Annotated in this window: 17 protein-coding genes; 12 read left to right on the forward strand and 5 right to left on the reverse strand. The window is 43.0% G+C overall.

Annotated features, from left to right (window positions below):
• Positions 1-265 precede the first annotated feature (265 nt).
• Positions 266-643 carry an autonomous glycyl radical cofactor GrcA gene (gene grcA / locus VHA01S_RS11245; protein ID WP_023404500.1) on the reverse strand — a complete coding sequence of 126 codons (378 nt, stop codon included), beginning with the start codon at positions 641-643 and terminating at the stop codon, positions 266-268.
• A 318-nt stretch (positions 644-961) separates the two neighbouring features.
• On the opposite strand from grcA, the gene nfo reads away from it, so the two are divergent.
• The 3 genes from nfo to VHA01S_RS11260 all read left to right on the forward strand — a co-directional run bounded on the left by nfo (position 962) and on the right by VHA01S_RS11260 (position 3,363).
• Positions 962-1,813: a deoxyribonuclease IV gene (gene nfo / locus VHA01S_RS11250; RefSeq protein ID WP_023404501.1), complete on the forward strand. Its 852-nt coding sequence runs from the start codon at positions 962-964 to the stop codon at positions 1,811-1,813.
• A gap of 247 nt (positions 1,814-2,060) precedes the next feature.
• Positions 2,061-2,741, forward strand: a complete 681-nt coding sequence (ung, locus tag VHA01S_RS11255) for a uracil-DNA glycosylase (RefSeq protein ID WP_023404502.1) — start codon at positions 2,061-2,063, stop codon at positions 2,739-2,741.
• 70 nt (positions 2,742-2,811) lie between these two features.
• The gene (locus tag VHA01S_RS11260; protein ID WP_023404503.1) at positions 2,812-3,363 is read left to right on the forward strand and encodes a hemerythrin domain-containing protein; all 552 of its coding nucleotides are present in this window, start codon (positions 2,812-2,814) and stop codon (positions 3,361-3,363) included.
• A gap of 101 nt (positions 3,364-3,464) precedes the next feature.
• Here the strand turns inward: VHA01S_RS11260 and VHA01S_RS11265 are convergent, their stop codons facing one another.
• The gene (locus VHA01S_RS11265) at positions 3,465-3,653 is read right to left on the reverse strand and encodes a DUF3545 family protein (RefSeq protein ID WP_023404504.1); all 189 of its coding nucleotides are present in this window, start codon (positions 3,651-3,653) and stop codon (positions 3,465-3,467) included.
• Between the two features lie 501 nt (positions 3,654-4,154).
• On the opposite strand from VHA01S_RS11265, the gene VHA01S_RS11270 reads away from it, so the two are divergent.
• From VHA01S_RS11270 to VHA01S_RS11285, 4 genes are all read left to right on the forward strand, one after another.
• Positions 4,155-5,651, forward strand: coding sequence for an alanine/glycine:cation symporter family protein (locus tag VHA01S_RS11270; protein ID WP_023404505.1), 1,497 nt, complete (start codon positions 4,155-4,157; stop codon positions 5,649-5,651).
• Between the two features lie 105 nt (positions 5,652-5,756).
• Positions 5,757-6,530 carry a peroxide stress protein YaaA gene (yaaA, locus tag VHA01S_RS11275; RefSeq protein WP_023404506.1) on the forward strand — a complete coding sequence of 258 codons (774 nt, stop codon included), beginning with the start codon at positions 5,757-5,759 and terminating at the stop codon, positions 6,528-6,530.
• Positions 6,531-6,636: 106 nt separating this feature from the next.
• A complete protein-coding gene (locus VHA01S_RS11280) occupies positions 6,637-7,191 on the forward strand; it encodes a GNAT family N-acetyltransferase (protein ID WP_023404507.1) in 555 nt (184 codons plus the stop codon).
• A 48-nt stretch (positions 7,192-7,239) separates the two neighbouring features.
• Complete coding sequence (locus tag VHA01S_RS11285; protein WP_023404508.1) at positions 7,240-7,671, forward strand: VOC family protein; 432 nt, start codon at positions 7,240-7,242, stop codon at positions 7,669-7,671.
• An 83-nt stretch (positions 7,672-7,754) separates the two neighbouring features.
• Here the strand turns inward: VHA01S_RS11285 and srmB are convergent, their stop codons facing one another.
• The 3 genes from srmB to fldB all read right to left on the reverse strand — a co-directional run bounded on the left by srmB (position 7,755) and on the right by fldB (position 10,420).
• On the reverse strand, positions 7,755-8,972 hold the full coding sequence (gene srmB / locus VHA01S_RS11290; protein ID WP_023404509.1) for an ATP-dependent RNA helicase SrmB: 1,218 nt from the start codon (positions 8,970-8,972) through the stop codon (positions 7,755-7,757).
• Between the two features lie 74 nt (positions 8,973-9,046).
• On the reverse strand, positions 9,047-9,772 hold the full coding sequence (locus VHA01S_RS11295) for a tRNA1(Val) (adenine(37)-N6)-methyltransferase (RefSeq protein WP_023404510.1): 726 nt from the start codon (positions 9,770-9,772) through the stop codon (positions 9,047-9,049).
• A gap of 129 nt (positions 9,773-9,901) precedes the next feature.
• Positions 9,902-10,420, reverse strand: a complete 519-nt coding sequence (gene fldB, locus VHA01S_RS11300; RefSeq protein ID WP_023404511.1) for a flavodoxin FldB — start codon at positions 10,418-10,420, stop codon at positions 9,902-9,904.
• Positions 10,421-10,554: 134 nt separating this feature from the next.
• Here fldB and xerD point away from each other — a divergent pair, with 134 nt between their 5' ends.
• From xerD to lysS, 5 genes are all read left to right on the forward strand, one after another.
• Complete coding sequence (xerD, locus tag VHA01S_RS11305) at positions 10,555-11,448, forward strand: site-specific tyrosine recombinase XerD (RefSeq protein ID WP_039970757.1); 894 nt, start codon at positions 10,555-10,557, stop codon at positions 11,446-11,448.
• 51 nt (positions 11,449-11,499) lie between these two features.
• A complete protein-coding gene (dsbC, locus tag VHA01S_RS11310; protein WP_023404513.1) occupies positions 11,500-12,240 on the forward strand; it encodes a bifunctional protein-disulfide isomerase/oxidoreductase DsbC in 741 nt (246 codons plus the stop codon).
• A 65-nt stretch (positions 12,241-12,305) separates the two neighbouring features.
• Positions 12,306-14,045, forward strand: a complete 1,740-nt coding sequence (recJ, locus tag VHA01S_RS11315) for a single-stranded-DNA-specific exonuclease RecJ (RefSeq protein ID WP_023404514.1) — start codon at positions 12,306-12,308, stop codon at positions 14,043-14,045.
• 117 nt (positions 14,046-14,162) lie between these two features.
• A protein-coding gene (gene prfB / locus VHA01S_RS11320) for a peptide chain release factor 2 (protein WP_119006043.1) occupies positions 14,163-15,261 on the forward strand; the annotation gives its coding sequence in 2 pieces (ribosomal slippage) (positions 14,163-14,237 and positions 14,239-15,261; 1,098 coding nt in all).
• 12 nt (positions 15,262-15,273) lie between these two features.
• Complete coding sequence (gene lysS / locus VHA01S_RS11325; protein ID WP_023404516.1) at positions 15,274-16,779, forward strand: lysine--tRNA ligase; 1,506 nt, start codon at positions 15,274-15,276, stop codon at positions 16,777-16,779.
• The last annotated feature ends 38 nt before the right edge of the window (positions 16,780-16,817 follow it).

Here is a 16,817-nt window from a genome sequence, read left to right on the forward strand (position 1 = left end):
TGAAAAACGACGCTTCGGTGTCGTTTTTTTATACCAATCACACTAAGTAAGTGATCAGAACTAGCGCAGGAAAAATGCTCGAGAACAAGGCAAAATTTTTCGATAAGTAGTTATTCTACAATCAAAAATTCTAACGCCGTTATCGAGTATTTTAACAAGCTAGAATGACCAGTTATTTAGTACGATTGGTATTATATTTTGCTTAGAGCAAAAAAAAGCTTGGCTAGTGCCAAGCTTTTTTCGCAATTTACTTAAAAACTAGTAATTACATAGTCTCAGTAAAAGTACGAGCGATAACGTCACGTTGTTGCTCTGGAGTTAGAGAGTTGAAACGTACAGCGTAGCCAGAAACACGGATAGTTAGCTGTGGGTATTTCTCTGGGTGAGCAACTGCATCTTGAAGAGTTTCACGTTTAAGAACGTTCACGTTTAGGTGCTGACCGCCTTCTACTTTAGGTGCTTTTTCGATAGCTACTTCACGGCTTTCGAAGTCACCTAGATCTGAAGCTGCGATTAGTTGATCTGCTTCATAACCAGACGTTGCAACAACACAACGTGCTTCGTTCTTTTCAGAATCTAGTAGCCAGATAGAGTTTAAAAGCTCATCATTTGCTGCTTTTGTAATTTGAATACCTTTGATCATGATTTCTCCTCAGCCACATATGTGGGTTAGATTTACGGATAAACTTGGAGCGTTTTTAGTTCGCTCACTGCATGTTTGCCATTTTAATATTGATTTAAGTCAAAAAACAACTAAAAACCGCATTTTTTTTAGGGTATTTTCTATGATTAGGATCAATCTTTAGTTAATTCATGAGCTTACGCTATATAAATTAACAACTTGTATGAATTTGAATGCGAATGTGTGGTTTTTTAACAACATTTGTATCAAAATCATTGCTATTCAGATTGAGCATAACAGTTTGAGAGTTATCGTTTTTTGAAGTCAGTGAGAGTTTTCATGTTAAATAAAAAATTTATAGGTGCTCATGTTTCTGCTGCTGGTGGCGTGGAAAACGCACCGATCAGAGCCAAAGAAATTGGCGCAAACGCATTTGCTTTATTCACCAAAAATCAGCGTCAGTGGGTAGCAAAACCATTAACGCAAAAAAGCATCGATTCCTTTAAGAAAAATTGCGCCGCTTTAGGCTATTCGTCACAGCAAATTTTGCCCCATGATTCTTATCTGATTAATTTAGGTGCGCCGGAAGAAGAGAAGTTAGAAAAATCACGTGCAGCATTTATCGATGAAATGGAGCGTTGCGAACAACTTGGGCTTACTTTGCTAAATTTTCACCCTGGTAGTCATTTGAAAAAGATCTCCGAAAGTGAATGTTTAGCGCGCATTGCCGAGTCTATTAATCTGGCGCATCAAGCTGTGCCGAATGTGATTGCAGTAATAGAAAATACCGCCGGACAGGGCACCAATCTTGGCTGGAAATTTGAACATATAGCCGAAATTATTGAGCAAGTTGCAGATAAAAGCCGTGTTGGGGTTTGTCTTGATACTTGCCACACTTTTGTTGCGGGTTACGATCTAAGAACGGCCGAAGCTTGTGAACATACTTTTGCCGAATTTGATCGTATTGTCGGTATGCACTATTTACGTGCAATGCACATTAATGATTCAAAAATAGCATTGGGTGGAAAGGTCGACAGACACCATTCATTAGGGGAAGGGGAGATAGGTTGGGAGTGTTTTAAGTACATTTCTCAAGACTCTCGCTTTGATGAAATTCCGCTGATCCTAGAAACAATTGAACCGGAAAGATGGCAGGATGAAATCCAAGCACTGCGGTCGTTTTCTGTGTAACTTATTTTGCAAATAAGCGGATTGTTGGCACACTTCTTTAGTCACATAATGCACCGGACGAAGTCACTACGCATTATGGAGTGTGTCATGTTTAATGCAAGTTTTGTACTACCTCAAGCCCGCCCAGTTCAGCGTGGGCAAGGACATCACCGAACTCCTCAGCGAACACCTAAGAAGAAGTGATATCTAATTTGCCAACAATATGCCACTATTTTCTCTAATACCAAACGTAACGGAGTAGATAAGGTTGAGTTGGCAAGATTTCATAAACACAGAGCGTTCAAAAGAGTATTTCTCGTCTTTACAAGCATTTATTGAAGCTGAACGATCATGCGGCAAATGCATATATCCATCACCAGAGCATGTGTTTTCTGCATTTGAAAATACACCGTTAGAAACAGTTAAAGTCGTTATTCTCGGTCAAGACCCATACCATGGTCCAAATCAAGCTCATGGCCTGAGCTTTTCTGTGTTGCCTGGTAATAAAATCCCCCCTTCGTTACGCAATATCTACAAAGAGCTTGCCCAAGATATTCCCGAATTTGAAATCCCTGATCACGGCTACCTACAATCGTGGGCTGAGCAAGGGGTATTACTGCTTAATACTGTACTGACGGTTGAACAAGGTAAGGCTCATTCGCACGCTAAAAGCGGCTGGGAAACCTTTACTCAACATGCAATCGAATACCTTGTTAGCCAGCAGCAACATATCGTGTTTATGTTGTGGGGCGCACATGCGCAAAAGAAAGGCGCTTGTATTGATCATGCTAAACATTGTGTACTGACTTCAAGCCATCCTTCGCCATTATCGGCTAGGCGTGGTTTTTTAGGTTGTCAGCACTTTTCATTAGCCAATCAATATTTAGAGCAACAAGGTAAAACCGCAATCAATTGGCAAATACCGAGATCTCATCCTTCACTCTTTTAAAAAATACTTAAAACACAATCGAGTATAATCGCGTAAACTTTAAACAGTTGTAGGTATGGAGGAATAGATCATGATGATTGAAAGAATCCAGCGCGAACACGATTATATGATACGTTTGCTGGCAATATTGAAAAGAAAGCTGAAACAGGTGAAAAGGGAGGAGCCAATCAATTATTCTCTATTAAAAGAGATAGTTGATTACCTTTGCGAACATTCTGAGAGAACGCATCATCCCAAAGAAGATCTTATTTATCATTACTTTAATGAGAAGTACGGTAAGGATGAAACAATCAGTAATCTAGAAGCTGAGCACATTGCACTCTCTAAGACCACTCATGAGTTTTTAGATATGGTCGACATGATCTTGCAAGATGCTGTCGTACCATTAGATATTTTCGCCGAACAACTTAATACCTTCATTCGCAGTCAAAAGCAGCATCTTGATCTGGAAGAGCATGAAATTTTGCCCTTACTGAATAAAACTCTGACTACCGCGGATTGGCAATATTTGGAAACTAAATGGGGGGATCAAGAAGATGATCCTGTATTTGGTGAAACCATTGCCGACAAATACAAGCAATTGGCCGATCGAGTGAAACAGGTTGATAAAGAACTCTGTTAAATTTTGCTGAATATTAAAAAAGGATGGGGAAGCCCCATCCTTTTGCTGTTTAGAGTGTATCGAATAGGAGCAAACTTAGCTCAAGGGCTACGTTTGTTCGTTTATAACTGAATGTCTTCTAATCGATAACTGCTGCACACATCCAAATCCATCAATTCCTTTTGAAGTTTTTGACGATCTTTTATTGCTTCAATTTCACGCCATTTACGTTTTACGGGTTTTGAGCGGGTTCTGCGAGGAGTCCGCGCTTCTGATTCATCAAAGATACTATCAAGTTGCAAGCCATCCATAAGCTATCCCTTTTAGTTGTAATTAAGTACTTTCAGTTTGTATTGATGATGGACAATCAGATACTTTGACCATCTAGCAAACTTAACGACATTATTATCATAAACAGCATGATGGTATCTTTGATGTGTTTAGCAAATATGTACAAAAAGTAAAAATAATGTGTCAATGGTGATGATAATTACACTATGAGATAGCGTAATTGTATAAAAAACAAGCATAAAAGGGTGTAATTTGATTTATCAGATTTATATCGGCATGATGCACACGCAAAATTAAATTCCAAGAATGGTATGAAGTGGACGGTTTGCCTTCTACACTACTCAGGTCTGATACCCATCAAAGCAATTAAATGCTCAGAAATAGCCAAGGGAAAATGCTCGGAACAAAGCATTTGAATAAGCTAGGCTGATAAGTTAATGACTGCGATTGGTATAAATATAAAAAACCAAGTAGCAACCATTCATTTGCTCTCATAGAGTCCCTTTGCATACGAGGTTTATGTGGCTGATATAATTTATCTAATGAACGATCTTCTGTGGGGATCGATTCTCGTTTATCTACTTGTTGGTGGTGGTATCTACTTCACCATACGTCTTGGCTTTATCCAATTTAGACATTTTGGGCACATGTTCAGTGTTTTAAAAAATAGTCGTAAAGCAGACAGTGCGGGCATTTCATCTTTCCAAGCACTTTGTACCAGTCTGGCTGCTCGCGTGGGTACCGGCAATATGGCGGGGGTTGCGGTAGCACTGACCGTGGGTGGTCCTGGCGCCATTTTTTGGATGTGGCTTATCGCTATGCTCGGTATGGCAACCTCATTTGCCGAAAGCTCTTTAGCGCAGTTATACAAAACCAAAGATAGCGACGGTAACTACCGTGGCGGCCCTGCATACTATATGGAAAAAGGCCTAGGTATGCGTTGGATGGGGGTACTGTTCTCAGTATTTCTAATCATTGCCTTTGGTTTAGTCTTTAATGCGGTGCAAGCAAACTCGATTGTTGGCGCTGTTATTAATGCTTTTGAAATTCAAGCGCACCCAATGTCGGTTGGTGAATTTTCCTTTGACAGAAATGCATTGATTGGCGGTGTGATCATTGTTGCGATCTCTTCGTTCGTTATTTTTGGTGGTATTCGCAAAATTGCTCGTACCGCTGAACTTGTTGTACCTGTTATGGCGTTGGCCTATTTAGGTTTAGCGCTATTTGTGATGTTCAGTAACTTAGATAAAGTGCCTGATGTTATCTCGCTTATCTTTAAGAGTGCCTTTGGTCTGCAAGAAGCGGCCGCTGGTGGTGTTGGCTATGCAATCGCGCAAGCGATGATCAACGGCATTAAACGTGGTTTGTTTTCTAACGAAGCCGGTATGGGTTCCGCGCCAAATGCGGCAGCGTCAGCAACGCCTTATCCGCCACACCCAGCCTCGCAAGGTTATGTACAAATGCTTGGCGTATTTACCGATACCATTGTGATTTGTTCGGCAACGGTCGCCATTATCTTAGTCTCTGGTGAATATGTACCACATGGTGAGTTTACGGGGATCGAATTGACTCAGCGAGCATTGAGCGCTGAAGTCGGTCAGTGGGGCAGTATCTTTATTGCGGTAGCGATTTTCTTCTTCGCCTTTACCTCTATCATTGCCAACTACTCTTACGCTGAAACTAACCTTATTTTCTTACGACACAGCCATAAAGCGGGTTTGAATATCTTCCGCGTTATTGTATTGGGTATGGTTTTATTTGGCGCAGTGGCAACCCTACCGGTTGTTTGGGCTATGGCCGATGTTTCTATGGGCTTAATGGCGATAGTGAACATGGTCGCGATTTTGTTACTGTCAGGTATAGTGGTGAAATTGGCTAAAGACTATAACCAGCAATTAAAAGCCGGTGTTGTGCCAACCTTTGATGCGAGAAACTACCCTGAGCTTCATTCTCAGCTTGAAGAAGGGATCTGGGATGATTACGAAGAGCTAAAAGCGCAAGTGGAACGCAACAAGTAATCGAATTCTCCGATTAAAACAATAGTGAAAGCCGTGCTGACTTAGCGCGGCTTTTTTTATACTCTAGTGCAATAGGGTAAGCATTTTTAAGTAAAGGACATCGATATGCTGATTTTAGTCTCACCTGCAAAAACGTTAGATTATGAGTCGCCATTGGCAACTGAACGTTATACACAGCCTGAATTCATCTCTGAGTCAGCAAAATTAATTAATATCTGTAAAAAGCTGACACCGACTGATATTTCAAAATTAATGAAAGTCAGCGATAAAATCGCTGGATTGAATGTGGCTCGCTTTCAAGAGTGGAGCACCACTTTTACCCCCGACAACGCTCGCCCTGCCATTTTTGCATTTAAAGGGGATGTGTATACAGGGCTTGAAGCAGAGAGCTTTAGCGAGCAAGACTTTGATTATGCTCAGCAGCATTTTCGCATGTTGTCAGGTTTATATGGCTTATTGAGACCACTAGACTTGATGCAGCCCTACCGCTTAGAAATGGGCACAAGATTAGAAAACGCTAGAGGCAGCAACTTATACCATTTCTGGGGTGACCAAATCACGGATAAGGTGAATGAGACCTTAGCGGCGCAAGGAGATGACCTATTAATTAACCTGGCCTCTAACGAATACTTCAAATCGGTAAAACCGAAAAATGTACAAGGGCGAGTGATTACGCCAGTGTTTAAAGATTTGAAAAATGGTCAGTACAAAGTGATTAGCTTCTTCGCTAAAAAAGCTCGCGGCATGATGGCGAAATACATCATTCAAAATCAGGTAGACAGCCTCGAAGCATTAAAGCTATTTGATAGTGCGGGTTACTATTTTAGTGATACAGACTCAACCGCCAGAGAGTTAGTCTTTAAAAGAGATCAGCAATAAGATAATCTTTTTCGTCTGAGTACGCATTGATATCAATCCCGTACTCAGACAATACCCAATACCTACCTCACTTTCCTTATCTTTAAAATCACTAAGGGGCGCATCTATGATCCTGCAAACAAATAGATTGCGATTAAGACCTTGGAAGCCCTGCGACTTCGATGCATTTGTACAAATGAATGCGAGCCCAAATGTGATGCGATTTTTTCCTAGCACCTTAACTCCACTGCAAAGTATTGAGTCAGCAAGACGTTTATCCGAAGAGTTGCAACAGCAGCAATGGGGTATGTGGGTAGTCGAAGAAAAGTCGACGGAGCAGTTTGTGGGTATATTGGGTTTGCAGCAAAGATCCATTGATGATGGGATTTTAACTAAACCGTTTAAAGAAATCGCATGGCGTCTAAATGAGCGTCATTGGGGCAAAGGCTTTGCCACTGAAGCCGCTACAGCGGTATTGTATTATGCCTTTGAGCGTATGCATGTCGATGTCATTTATAGCCTTACCGCTTTGGTGAATTTGCCTTCTCAAAAGGTAATGCAAAAAGTGGGGATGCAAGATACCCATGCTAATTTTCAGCACCCACGGCTTGATGTGAATTCTAATCTGAGTTGGCACTGTCTGTATAAAATCAGCAAGCAGCGATGGAAGGCACAACTTTAGTCGCTATCCTTACAACACCATTCTTAAATTTAAAAAGCCGAGGTAGCTATGGAACCGCGAGTCAGCATTATTACGTTAGGTGTCGCCGATCTGAAGCGTTCTTATGATTTTTATTCTGCGCTTGGTTTTCCTTCGTCTTATACCGAAGATCAAGATATTGTCTTTTTTCAAACCTCTGGTGTTTGTGTAGCACTCTATCCATTAACAAAACTGGCCGAAGAGGTAGGTATCGAGTTAGCGGAAGGTGCAACAATGGCTTCGCCAGTCATGACTTTAGCGCACAATACTAAGCAGCAGCATCAAGTCGATGAGATATTAGAGCAGGCGGTAGCAGCAGGGGGCAGTTTGGTTAAACCTGCTCAGAGAGTGTTTTGGGGCGGTTATAGTGGTTATTTCAAAGACCCTGATGGTCATTATTGGGAAGTGGCGCACGCTGATTCTTGGCAATTTAATGCAGACGGCAGCTTAGTGATTGAGTAGCTCTGCCGTATTGCCATTAGCATTAGTATTGGAGCAAATAGCCAGATAAAAAAATCCCCGACGCTAAGGTCGGGGGATGAGTATTATTTTTTCTTCTTCTTAGCTTTAGTCGCAGCTTTAGCGGCGGGCTTCTTTTTCTTCTTGAACACAGGTTTCTTGTGTTTTGGACGAAGATCTTTAACGAAACGCTCTTTGATGGCTTCTTTTGTGTATCGTTCTACACGTTCAATCATAGGTTGATCGTGCGCTTCAACAAGAGAAACCGCATTTCCTTTTTTACCTGCACGTGCTGTACGACCAATACGGTGTAAGTAGACATCGGCAGTACGAGGTAGATCGTAGTTAATTACGTGGCTTACGTCTGGCAGGTCAATACCACGCGCGGCAACATCGGTTGCGAGCAGCACATTCACTTGTCCATCACGGAAACGGGCAATGGCGTTGTTACGACGATCTTGCGGCATTTCACCCTGAATCCAGCTACATGGAATTTGAGCGCTATCCAGTTGTTGGCGTAACTCAGCAAGGCGTTCACGGGTTTTTAAGAAGATGATGCTTCTTTCCGCTTGCTCAGTAATAATGTGTTTTAGCAGGGCAAGTTTATGTTCTGCGTCATCAGCACGGTGATACCATTGCTGAATTTTTTTACGCTCTTTTAGTGATGACTGCGCATCGATTTCTGCCGGATCTTTTAATAGATCTTCAGTGAAACCTGCTACACCTTTACCTTCAAGCGTGGCAGAGAACAATAAGGTTTGTTTACGCCAGCGACATTCGTTAGATAAACGATCCACAACCGGGCCAAAGCCCATATCTAACATACGGTCAGCTTCATCCAAAATTAACCATTCGATAGCGCGACAATCAAATCGTTCCGCATTGATGTATTCCATCAAGCGTCCTGGTGTCGCCACTACGATATCTTGAGTAGTGGACAGAATATCAGCGTGATCTTGATACATAACACCACCAGTAATGGTGAAAATGTTCAAGTTGGTATATTTAGCCAGCTGTTTAGCTTGCTCGGTGATTTGCATCGCTAATTCACGGGTTGGCGTTAGAATTAATACGCGAGCTGGGCCGCCACGACGACGTGGGAAATCCAAGAGATATTGTAACGCTGGAAGTACAAAAGCGGCGGTTTTACCTGTTCCTGTTGGTGCAGATGCAAGGATGTCCTTTCCGTCCAATGCTTGAGGAATGGCTTCACTTTGTACTTTTGTTGGTCTCTCAAAGCCTATTTCTTCTATGGCTTTAATAAGGGATTGGTCTAAATCTAACTCAGCAAAAGTTCTTAACACTGCAGTGCTCCGCAAACGGGTGGATGATAAAAGAAAGTATTATAGTTTAATGGTGATGCTGGTCACACTCTTATTTACATCTTTAGGTAAAAACTCTGTGTTAAAGCAACAAATTGAGCGCTGTAGTGCTCGTTTTGATGAATGATCAGCTCACTTTGGTCGGTTTTTGTGTGCTCGCACCCTTTTAGTTGTAGCTCAAATAAATAGCGCGAGTGATTTTTTCTGGCGGTAGTTTTTACTTTGCACAGTCGAGTTAATTGCCATTGTTGCGCGACAGCGTGCTCGATAAATTGCTCAGCTTCTAGGCTAGGCAAGATAAAACTGGCCCTTCCTTGGTCTTGCAGAAGCTCCCCACAACAGCGTAATAATTCAGGGTGAGGCAGGGTGGCTGTGTGTCTGGCGGTGGCTCTGCTGGCTAAGGCTGACTGTTCGCCCGAGTTAAAATAAGGGGGATTGCATATGATGCCATCAAACTTAGCTAAGTTATCACGACTAAAAGCAATCACATCATGGTGTTGTAAAGTGATGCGATCTGCCCAGGGGCTGGCAGAAAAATTAGTCTGCGCTGCCTCAATGGCATGCGGGTCGATATCAATGCTAGTCAACGTTAGCTTGGGCTGCCTTTGCGCGCACATCAGCGTCAATAATCCTGTACCTGTGCCAATATCTAAAAGATGCTGACAGCCAGAGAGTGTGGCCCAAGCGCCTAATAGAACACCATCGGTACTCACGGGCATGCCGCTGTGACCACCCCAAATAGTAAATTGTTTAAACTGAAAATCTTTAGTGCTGGCTTTCATCGATTAAAGGCTTTTGGTTTTGGGAAGGTTAAGGGTATTGGTGATAAAAAGTTATGTGAGCAGAAGTGGCAGTGGCGCGTGACAAGGAGGCGATTACGGCACCTCCGTACTTATCAATGAGTCTATTGCTTACAAGGTGTCGGCATATTCGGTAAGAATTTGCTCACACCAAGCGGCAATCCGCTCATCGGTTAATTCATATTGCGCTGCATCATCAAGAGCAAGGCCGACAAATTGAGTACCGTCGGCGGTTAATGCCTTTGATGCTGCAAATTCGTACCCATCGGTAGGCCAGTAGCCGATAAAGTTAGGATTGCTTGGCTGAAGCTGCTGATGAAGTAGTCCCATCGCATCCTGAAACCATTCGCCATATCCTTCTTGATCCCCTAAGCCGAACAATGCGACGTGCTTGTCGGTTAGCGGTATGCCATCGATGTCTTGCCATAATGCGCCCCAGTCCTCTTGAAGTTCACCGAAATCCCATGTGGAAATGCCGAGAATCAAAAAATCATAATCGTTCATTTTGGCAAGTGGCGTATCTTTTACGTTGTGTAGATTTACAATCTCACTTCCAATAATGTCTTGAATTTTTTCCGCAGCCATTTCGGTATAGCAGGTAGTAGAGCCGAAAAATAGTCCTATTTTCATTATTTTTATTACAGCTAATTGTCATACTTTTGATTCTACCCTTATTTTTAATAAGTTTCAGTGTTCCGCTCTAGCAATCACAGTTATGCTTGTATACTTTAGGCTATTATTTTGAGAACCATAGGTCTTTTAGCTTGTTAAATCAGAATCTTATAGAACAATTTTTAGACGCTATATGGATGGAAAAAGGTTTATCAGAAAATACCTTAGCTTCCTATCGTTTAGATTTGAGCAAGCTTTCTCAATGGTTAGATCATAATGATTCAGATCTCACCTCTGTAAGCCCTGAAAAGTTATTGGAATATCAGGTGTGGTTGGCTGAGCAGAAGTTTGCTCAATCAAGTCGTGCGCGCATGCTGTCGGCAATGCGTCGTTTATTTCAATATCTGTATCGTGAAAAAGTACGCGCGGATGACCCTAGTGTGTTATTGGTTCGCCCTAAATTACCAAAACGTTTACCGAAAGATATTAGCGAACAACAAGTTGAGAGTTTACTCAGTGCGCCTAATGTCGATGATCCTATCGAGCTTCGTGACAAAGCGATGTTAGAGCTGTTATACGCCACTGGATTGCGCGTCTCTGAGCTGGTGGGTTTGACGATGGAAAACATGAGTTTACGTCAAGGTGTGGTGCGCGTTGTGGGTAAGGGCGGAAAAGAGCGTCTAGTACCTATGGGCGAAAATGCCATTGATTGGATTGAACGTTTTTTGACCCAAGGACGATCTGCGTTAATGGGAGAGCACTCTTCGGATGTGGTTTTTCCCAGTAAACGTGCTCGACAAATGACCCGTCAAACGTTTTGGCACCGCATAAAGTACTATGCTTTGATAGCAGGCATAGATACCGAGACTTTGTCACCACACGTTATGAGGCATGCTTTTGCGACCCATTTATTGAACTATGGGGCTGATTTACGTGTCGTACAGATGTTATTAGGGCATAGTGATCTATCTACTACCCAAATTTATACTCATGTTGCTACCGAACGACTAAAACAGATCCATCAGCAACACCATCCAAGAGCGTGATATTAACAACAACTAATCGCACTCAATATTTTTTATTTAGTAGGAAATTGTATGAAGAGTTTATGTCGAGTTTTTAGCTTACTTATCTGCTCGTTAATTGCATTTAGTGTTAGTGCAGCAAAGTTTGATGAAGCCCAAATTAAAGAGCGATTTGCTAAAATTGGCGTCTCTGTCACCGAAGTGGAATCTCTGGGTATTGATGGTTTAGTGGAAGTGACCACCAATCAAGGTACTTTCTATGCCACGCCAAAAGGCGATTACTTTATTCCGGGTAAGCTATATTCACTCGATGATGATGGCAATTTTAAAGATGTGACTGCGGCGCGTCTTGGTCCTAAAATTGCAGCTCAATTAGAAAGTCTTAGCGATGAAATGATTGTCTATAAAGCTAAAGATGAGAAGTACGTAGTGACTGTCTTTACTGACACGTCATGCGGCTACTGTTTAAAACTGCATCGCCAAATGGATGAATACAATAAACTAGGTATTACAGTACGTTACCTTGCGTTCCCTCGTTCAGGCCCACAAAGTCAAGTGGCGCAACAAATGGCGAACATTTGGTGTCATGACGACCCTGCTCAAGCCATGAGTGATATGAAGCTACGTGGCAAAAATGCCGAAGTCTCAACGGACAATATCAAGCAGTGCCAATCGATCATTACCAAACATTACCAAGTCGGTAAATCTGTTGGGGTGTCAGGTACTCCTGCGGTGTATACCTCGAAAGGCATTAATGTAGGCGGTTACTTATCGCCAAAAGATTTACTAGCCAGACTGCAATCTCAAAACTAATATGATGTATCGAAGCGCTGTTATTACAGCGCTTTTTTATTACTCCAGAACAATATTGATAGCACATGATCGAAATTAAACGCCGTCCTCTTGCGGATATCTCAAGCCTGCCAACTTCTTTATCTGCATTGATGAGACGCATTTATGCGGCTCGCGGAATTGAATCCATCTCGCAACTAGAGCGAGGTGCAAAGGGTTTGCTAGCCCCACAAAAACTATTTGGTATCGAGTCCGCCGCAGAGTTGTTGTTTGCTGCCATTCAAAACAATAAGCGCATTATTGTGGTGGGTGACTTTGATGCCGATGGCGCAACATCTTCGGCGTTATCGGTTATGGCACTGCGCATGCTAGGCTCGAATAACGTTGATTATTTGGTGCCAAACCGTTTTGAAGATGGCTATGGCCTTAGCCCTGAAGTGGTGGAACAAGCGATTGAGATGGGCGTTGATGTGATCATGACGGTCGATAATGGCGTTTCCTCCATTGAAGGGGTACGGTTTGCCAAAGAAAATGGTCTTCAGGTACTGGTGACCGATCACCACTTACCGGGACATGTCTTGCCCAATGCCGACGCTATGGTGAACCCAAATTTAAATGAATGTGGTTTCCCGTCTAAATCATTAGCCGGTGTCGGGGTGGCGTTTTATTTGATGATTGCGCTACGAGCACTGATGCGCAAAAAAGGCTGGTTTGCACAAATGGGCATTGCCGAGCCCAATCTTACCGAATTTCTGGATTTGGTGGCGCTAGGTACGGTGGCTGACGTAGTGGCATTAGACGAGAACAATCGCATACTGGTGCACCAAGGTCTGCAGCGCATTCGCGCCGGACATGGTCGCCCGGGTATACAAGCTTTAATCGAAGTGTCGAAACGAACCCCAGGCCGTTTGGTTGCCTCTGATTTTGGTTTTGCTTTAGGCCCTAGAATCAATGCCGCAGGGCGATTGGATGACATGTCATTTGGGGTTGAGTTGTTAATGAGTAACAACATTCATGCCGCAAGACGCATGGCTACCGAATTAGATGCTCTCAATATTACTCGCCGTGAAATAGAAGATGGCATGAAGCAAGAAGCAATGGCTTTTTGCGAGCGAATTCAGTTTAGTAAAGACCAAGAGATGCCTTATGGCATCACCTTGTTCCAACATGATTGGCACCAAGGGGTGATTGGTATTTTAGCCTCCCGCATTAAAGATCAATTCCATCGTCCTGTGATTGCTTTTGCCGATGGCGGAGATGGCTTAATTAAAGGCTCATGTCGCTCTATTAAAGGGCTGCATATGCGTGATGCACTCGATAAAATCGACGTGCAAAATCCCGGGCTTATTTTAAAATTCGGTGGGCACGCCATGGCGGCAGGCTTAACCATTAAAGAGCAAGACTTTAAGCAGTTTAGTGAATTGTTTGATAAAGCCGTACGCGATGAAGTGGGAGAAGATGCCTTAAAAGGTATCGTACTTTCGGATGGTGAATTGACACCAGAAGAGTTTTCTATGCACACCGCAATGGAAATCCGTAATGGTGGTCCATGGGGACAAGCATTTCCTGAGCCTATTTTTGATGGTGAATTTAAAGTTTTACATCAGAAATTGGTCGGTGAAAAACATCTTAAGTTGATGCTTGAGCCACTGCATAAATCGCACGGCACCAACATTATGCTGGATGCGATTGCTTTTAATGTTGACTTGCGCCGCTGGCCGGATCCGGCAACAACCAAAGTACGCATGGCTTATCGCCTTGATATCAATGAGTTTAGAGGCAACCAATCGCTGCAGTTGATGGTGGAGCATATTGATGTTGCTTAATCTAGTGGCTTAAAACTATCCACAATATAATTCACTATCTTTAAAATATTTCTGTATCTTGCTCACATTTTTGAGTAAAATTCCGCGGTTATTTTCTATTCAAAGTATTGGCCAATAATGTTTGAAATCAATCCGATCAAAAACCGCCTACAGGATGTGTCTGAACGCACTAATGTCCTGAGGGGGTACCTTTGACTATGACGCTAAGAAAGAGCGTCTAGAAGAGGTAAATGCAGAACTTGAACAACCGGATGTATGGAACGAACCTGAACGTGCTCAAGCGTTAGGTAAAGAACGTGCATCACTAGAAGCTGTCGTTGAAACCATTGATTTACTAGATCAAGGTGTCGAAGATGTGGATGGCTTGCTAGAGTTAGCGGTTGAAGAAGAAGACCAAGAAACTTTTGATGAAATCGAGCCTGAACTGGCTGAGCTGGAAACTAAACTGAACAAGTTAGAATTCCGCCGCATGTTCTCTGGCGACCACGATGCTTCTGATTGCTACATCGATTTGCAATCAGGCTCTGGTGGTACAGAAGCGCAAGATTGGACTTCAATGATGCTGCGTATGTACTTACGTTGGGCTGAAGCGAAAGGCTTTAAAGTTGAAGTTATCGAAGTGTCTGACGGTGATGTTGCTGGCCTTAAAGGCGCAACAGTGCGCGTTGCGGGCGAATACGCTTATGGTTGGCTGCGTACTGAAACCGGTGTACACCGCTTAGTGCGTAAATCACCATTTGATTCCAGTGGTCGTCGCCATACCTCATTTGCTTCTGCATTTATTTATCCTGAGATTGATGACAACATTAAGATCGATATTAACCCATCTGATCTTCGCATTGACGTATACCGCGCCTCTGGTGCTGGTGGTCAGCACGTTAACACCACTGAGTCTGCGGTACGTATTACGCACGTACCAACCAATATCGTGGTTCAATGTCAGAATGACCGTTCTCAGCATAAAAACAAAGACCAAGCAATGAAGCAGCTACGCGCAAAATTGTTTGAGTTTGAACTGCAAAAACAAAATGCTGAGAAACAAGCAAACGAAGATGCCAAATCCGACATCGGATGGGGCAGCCAAATTCGCTCATACGTACTGGATGATTCTCGTATCAAGGATCTTCGTACTGGTGTAGAAAACAGAAATACGCAAGCCGTTTTAGACGGCGACCTAGACAAATTTATCGAAGCCAGCCTTAAGTCTGGACTGTAATAAGGGTTAAATATGACTGAGCAAGTTCAAATTGATGAAAACAAACTGATTGCAGAGCGCCGCGCGAAACTAGATTCAATCCGCAAGGAGTGCAAGGCAAACGGTCACCCTAACGACTTTCGTCGTGACAGCCTAGCCGGTGACCTTCAAGCACAGTTTGGTGAGAAAACCAAAGAAGAGTTAGAAGAACTGAACCATGTAGTGGCTGTTGCAGGTCGCATCATGGCAAAACGTGGTCCTTTCTTAGTGATCCAAGAAACTTCTGGCCGTATCCAAGGTTACGCAGCTAAAGACGTACAAAAAGCGCTTAAAGCACAGTACCAAGGTCTTGATATCGGCGACATTATCGGTATTAAAGGTGCGTTACATAAATCAGGTAAAGGCGATCTTTACGTGAACATGGAAGAGTACGAATTGCTGACTAAAGCGCTTCGTCCACTACCAGAAAAATTCCACGGCCTAACTGACCAAGAGATGCGTTACCGTCAACGTTACGTTGATTTGATCGTAAACGAAGATTCTCGCCATGCGTTTATTATTCGCTCTAAGCTAGTGTCTGCTATTCGTAACTTTATGAGTGGTAAAGGCTACCTAGAAGTCGAAACGCCAATGATGCACGTGATTCCTGGCGGCGCAACCGCACGTCCATTTATCACTCACCACAACGCACTTGATATCGACATGTACCTACGTGTCGCACCAGAGCTTTACTTGAAGCGTTTGGTTGTGGGTGGCTTTGACCGTGTATTTGAGATCAACCGTAACTTCCGTAACGAAGGTCTTTCTCCACGTCACAACCCAGAATTCACTATGATGGAATTCTACCAAGCTTACTCTGACTACAAAGATCTAATGGATCTGACTGAAGAGATGCTAAGCACAGTAGCGGTTGAAGTTCTTGGTTCAACAGCAATGCCTTACGGCGATGAAACGGTTGAGTTTGGTGGCAAATATGCACGTATGAGCATGTTTGAAGCGATTAAACAATACAACCCAGATCATGCTGAAATTCAAGCAATGACTGAAGAAGACATTCAAGACCGTGACAAGATGGTGGCGATTGCCAAATCGGTTCACGTTCAAGTAGAAACGTTCTGGACTTGTGGTCAACTTCTTGAAGAGATCTTTGGTGAAACGGCTGAGCCTCAACTGATTCAACCTACCTTCATCACAGGTTACCCAGCGGATATTTCTCCACTGGCACGCCGTAGTGACAGCAACCCATTCTTCACTGACCGTTTTGAGTTCTTTATCGGTGGTCGTGAAGTGGCAAATGGTTTCTCTGAGCTTAATGATGCAGAAGACCAAGATGCGCGCTTTAAAGCGCAAGTTGATGCAAAAGATGCGGGTGATGATGAAGCAATGTACTACGATGCAGACTACATTACTGCACTAGAGCATGGTCTACCACCAACAGCAGGCCAAGGTATTGGTATCGATCGTCTAACGATGCTATTTACTAACACGCACACTATTCGTGACGTGATTCTATTCCCTGCAATGCGCCCACAACAATAACCGCTGTTGCAGTAGCGCGTTAACATAACAACGATGAA

The sequence above is a fragment of the Vibrio halioticoli NBRC 102217 genome (assembly GCF_000496695.1).
Taxonomy (GTDB): Bacteria; Pseudomonadota; Gammaproteobacteria; order Enterobacterales; family Vibrionaceae; genus Vibrio; species Vibrio halioticoli.

Bases quoted from the DNA above. Each gene is read 5' to 3' on its own strand.
- grcA (WP_023404500.1), bottom strand. From the start codon at position 643: ATGATCAAAGGTATTCAAATTACAAAAGCAGCAAATGATGAGCTTTTA.
- dsbC (WP_023404513.1), top strand. From the start codon at position 11,500: ATGAAGAGTTTATGTCGAGTTTTTAGCTTACTTATCTGCTCGTTAATT.
- VHA01S_RS11295 (WP_023404510.1), bottom strand. From the start codon at position 9,772: ATGAAAGCCAGCACTAAAGATTTTCAGTTTAAACAATTTACTATTTGG.
- fldB (WP_023404511.1), bottom strand. From the start codon at position 10,420: ATGAAAATAGGACTATTTTTCGGCTCTACTACCTGCTATACCGAAATG.
- VHA01S_RS11260 (WP_023404503.1), top strand. From the start codon at position 2,812: ATGATGATTGAAAGAATCCAGCGCGAACACGATTATATGATACGTTTG.
- lysS (WP_023404516.1), top strand. From the start codon at position 15,274: ATGACTGAGCAAGTTCAAATTGATGAAAACAAACTGATTGCAGAGCGC.
- VHA01S_RS11285 (WP_023404508.1), top strand. From the start codon at position 7,240: ATGGAACCGCGAGTCAGCATTATTACGTTAGGTGTCGCCGATCTGAAG.
- nfo (WP_023404501.1), top strand. From the start codon at position 962: ATGTTAAATAAAAAATTTATAGGTGCTCATGTTTCTGCTGCTGGTGGC.
- VHA01S_RS11280 (WP_023404507.1), top strand. From the start codon at position 6,637: ATGATCCTGCAAACAAATAGATTGCGATTAAGACCTTGGAAGCCCTGC.
- recJ (WP_023404514.1), top strand. From the start codon at position 12,306: ATGATCGAAATTAAACGCCGTCCTCTTGCGGATATCTCAAGCCTGCCA.
- VHA01S_RS11265 (WP_023404504.1), bottom strand. From the start codon at position 3,653: ATGGATGGCTTGCAACTTGATAGTATCTTTGATGAATCAGAAGCGCGG.
- yaaA (WP_023404506.1), top strand. From the start codon at position 5,757: ATGCTGATTTTAGTCTCACCTGCAAAAACGTTAGATTATGAGTCGCCA.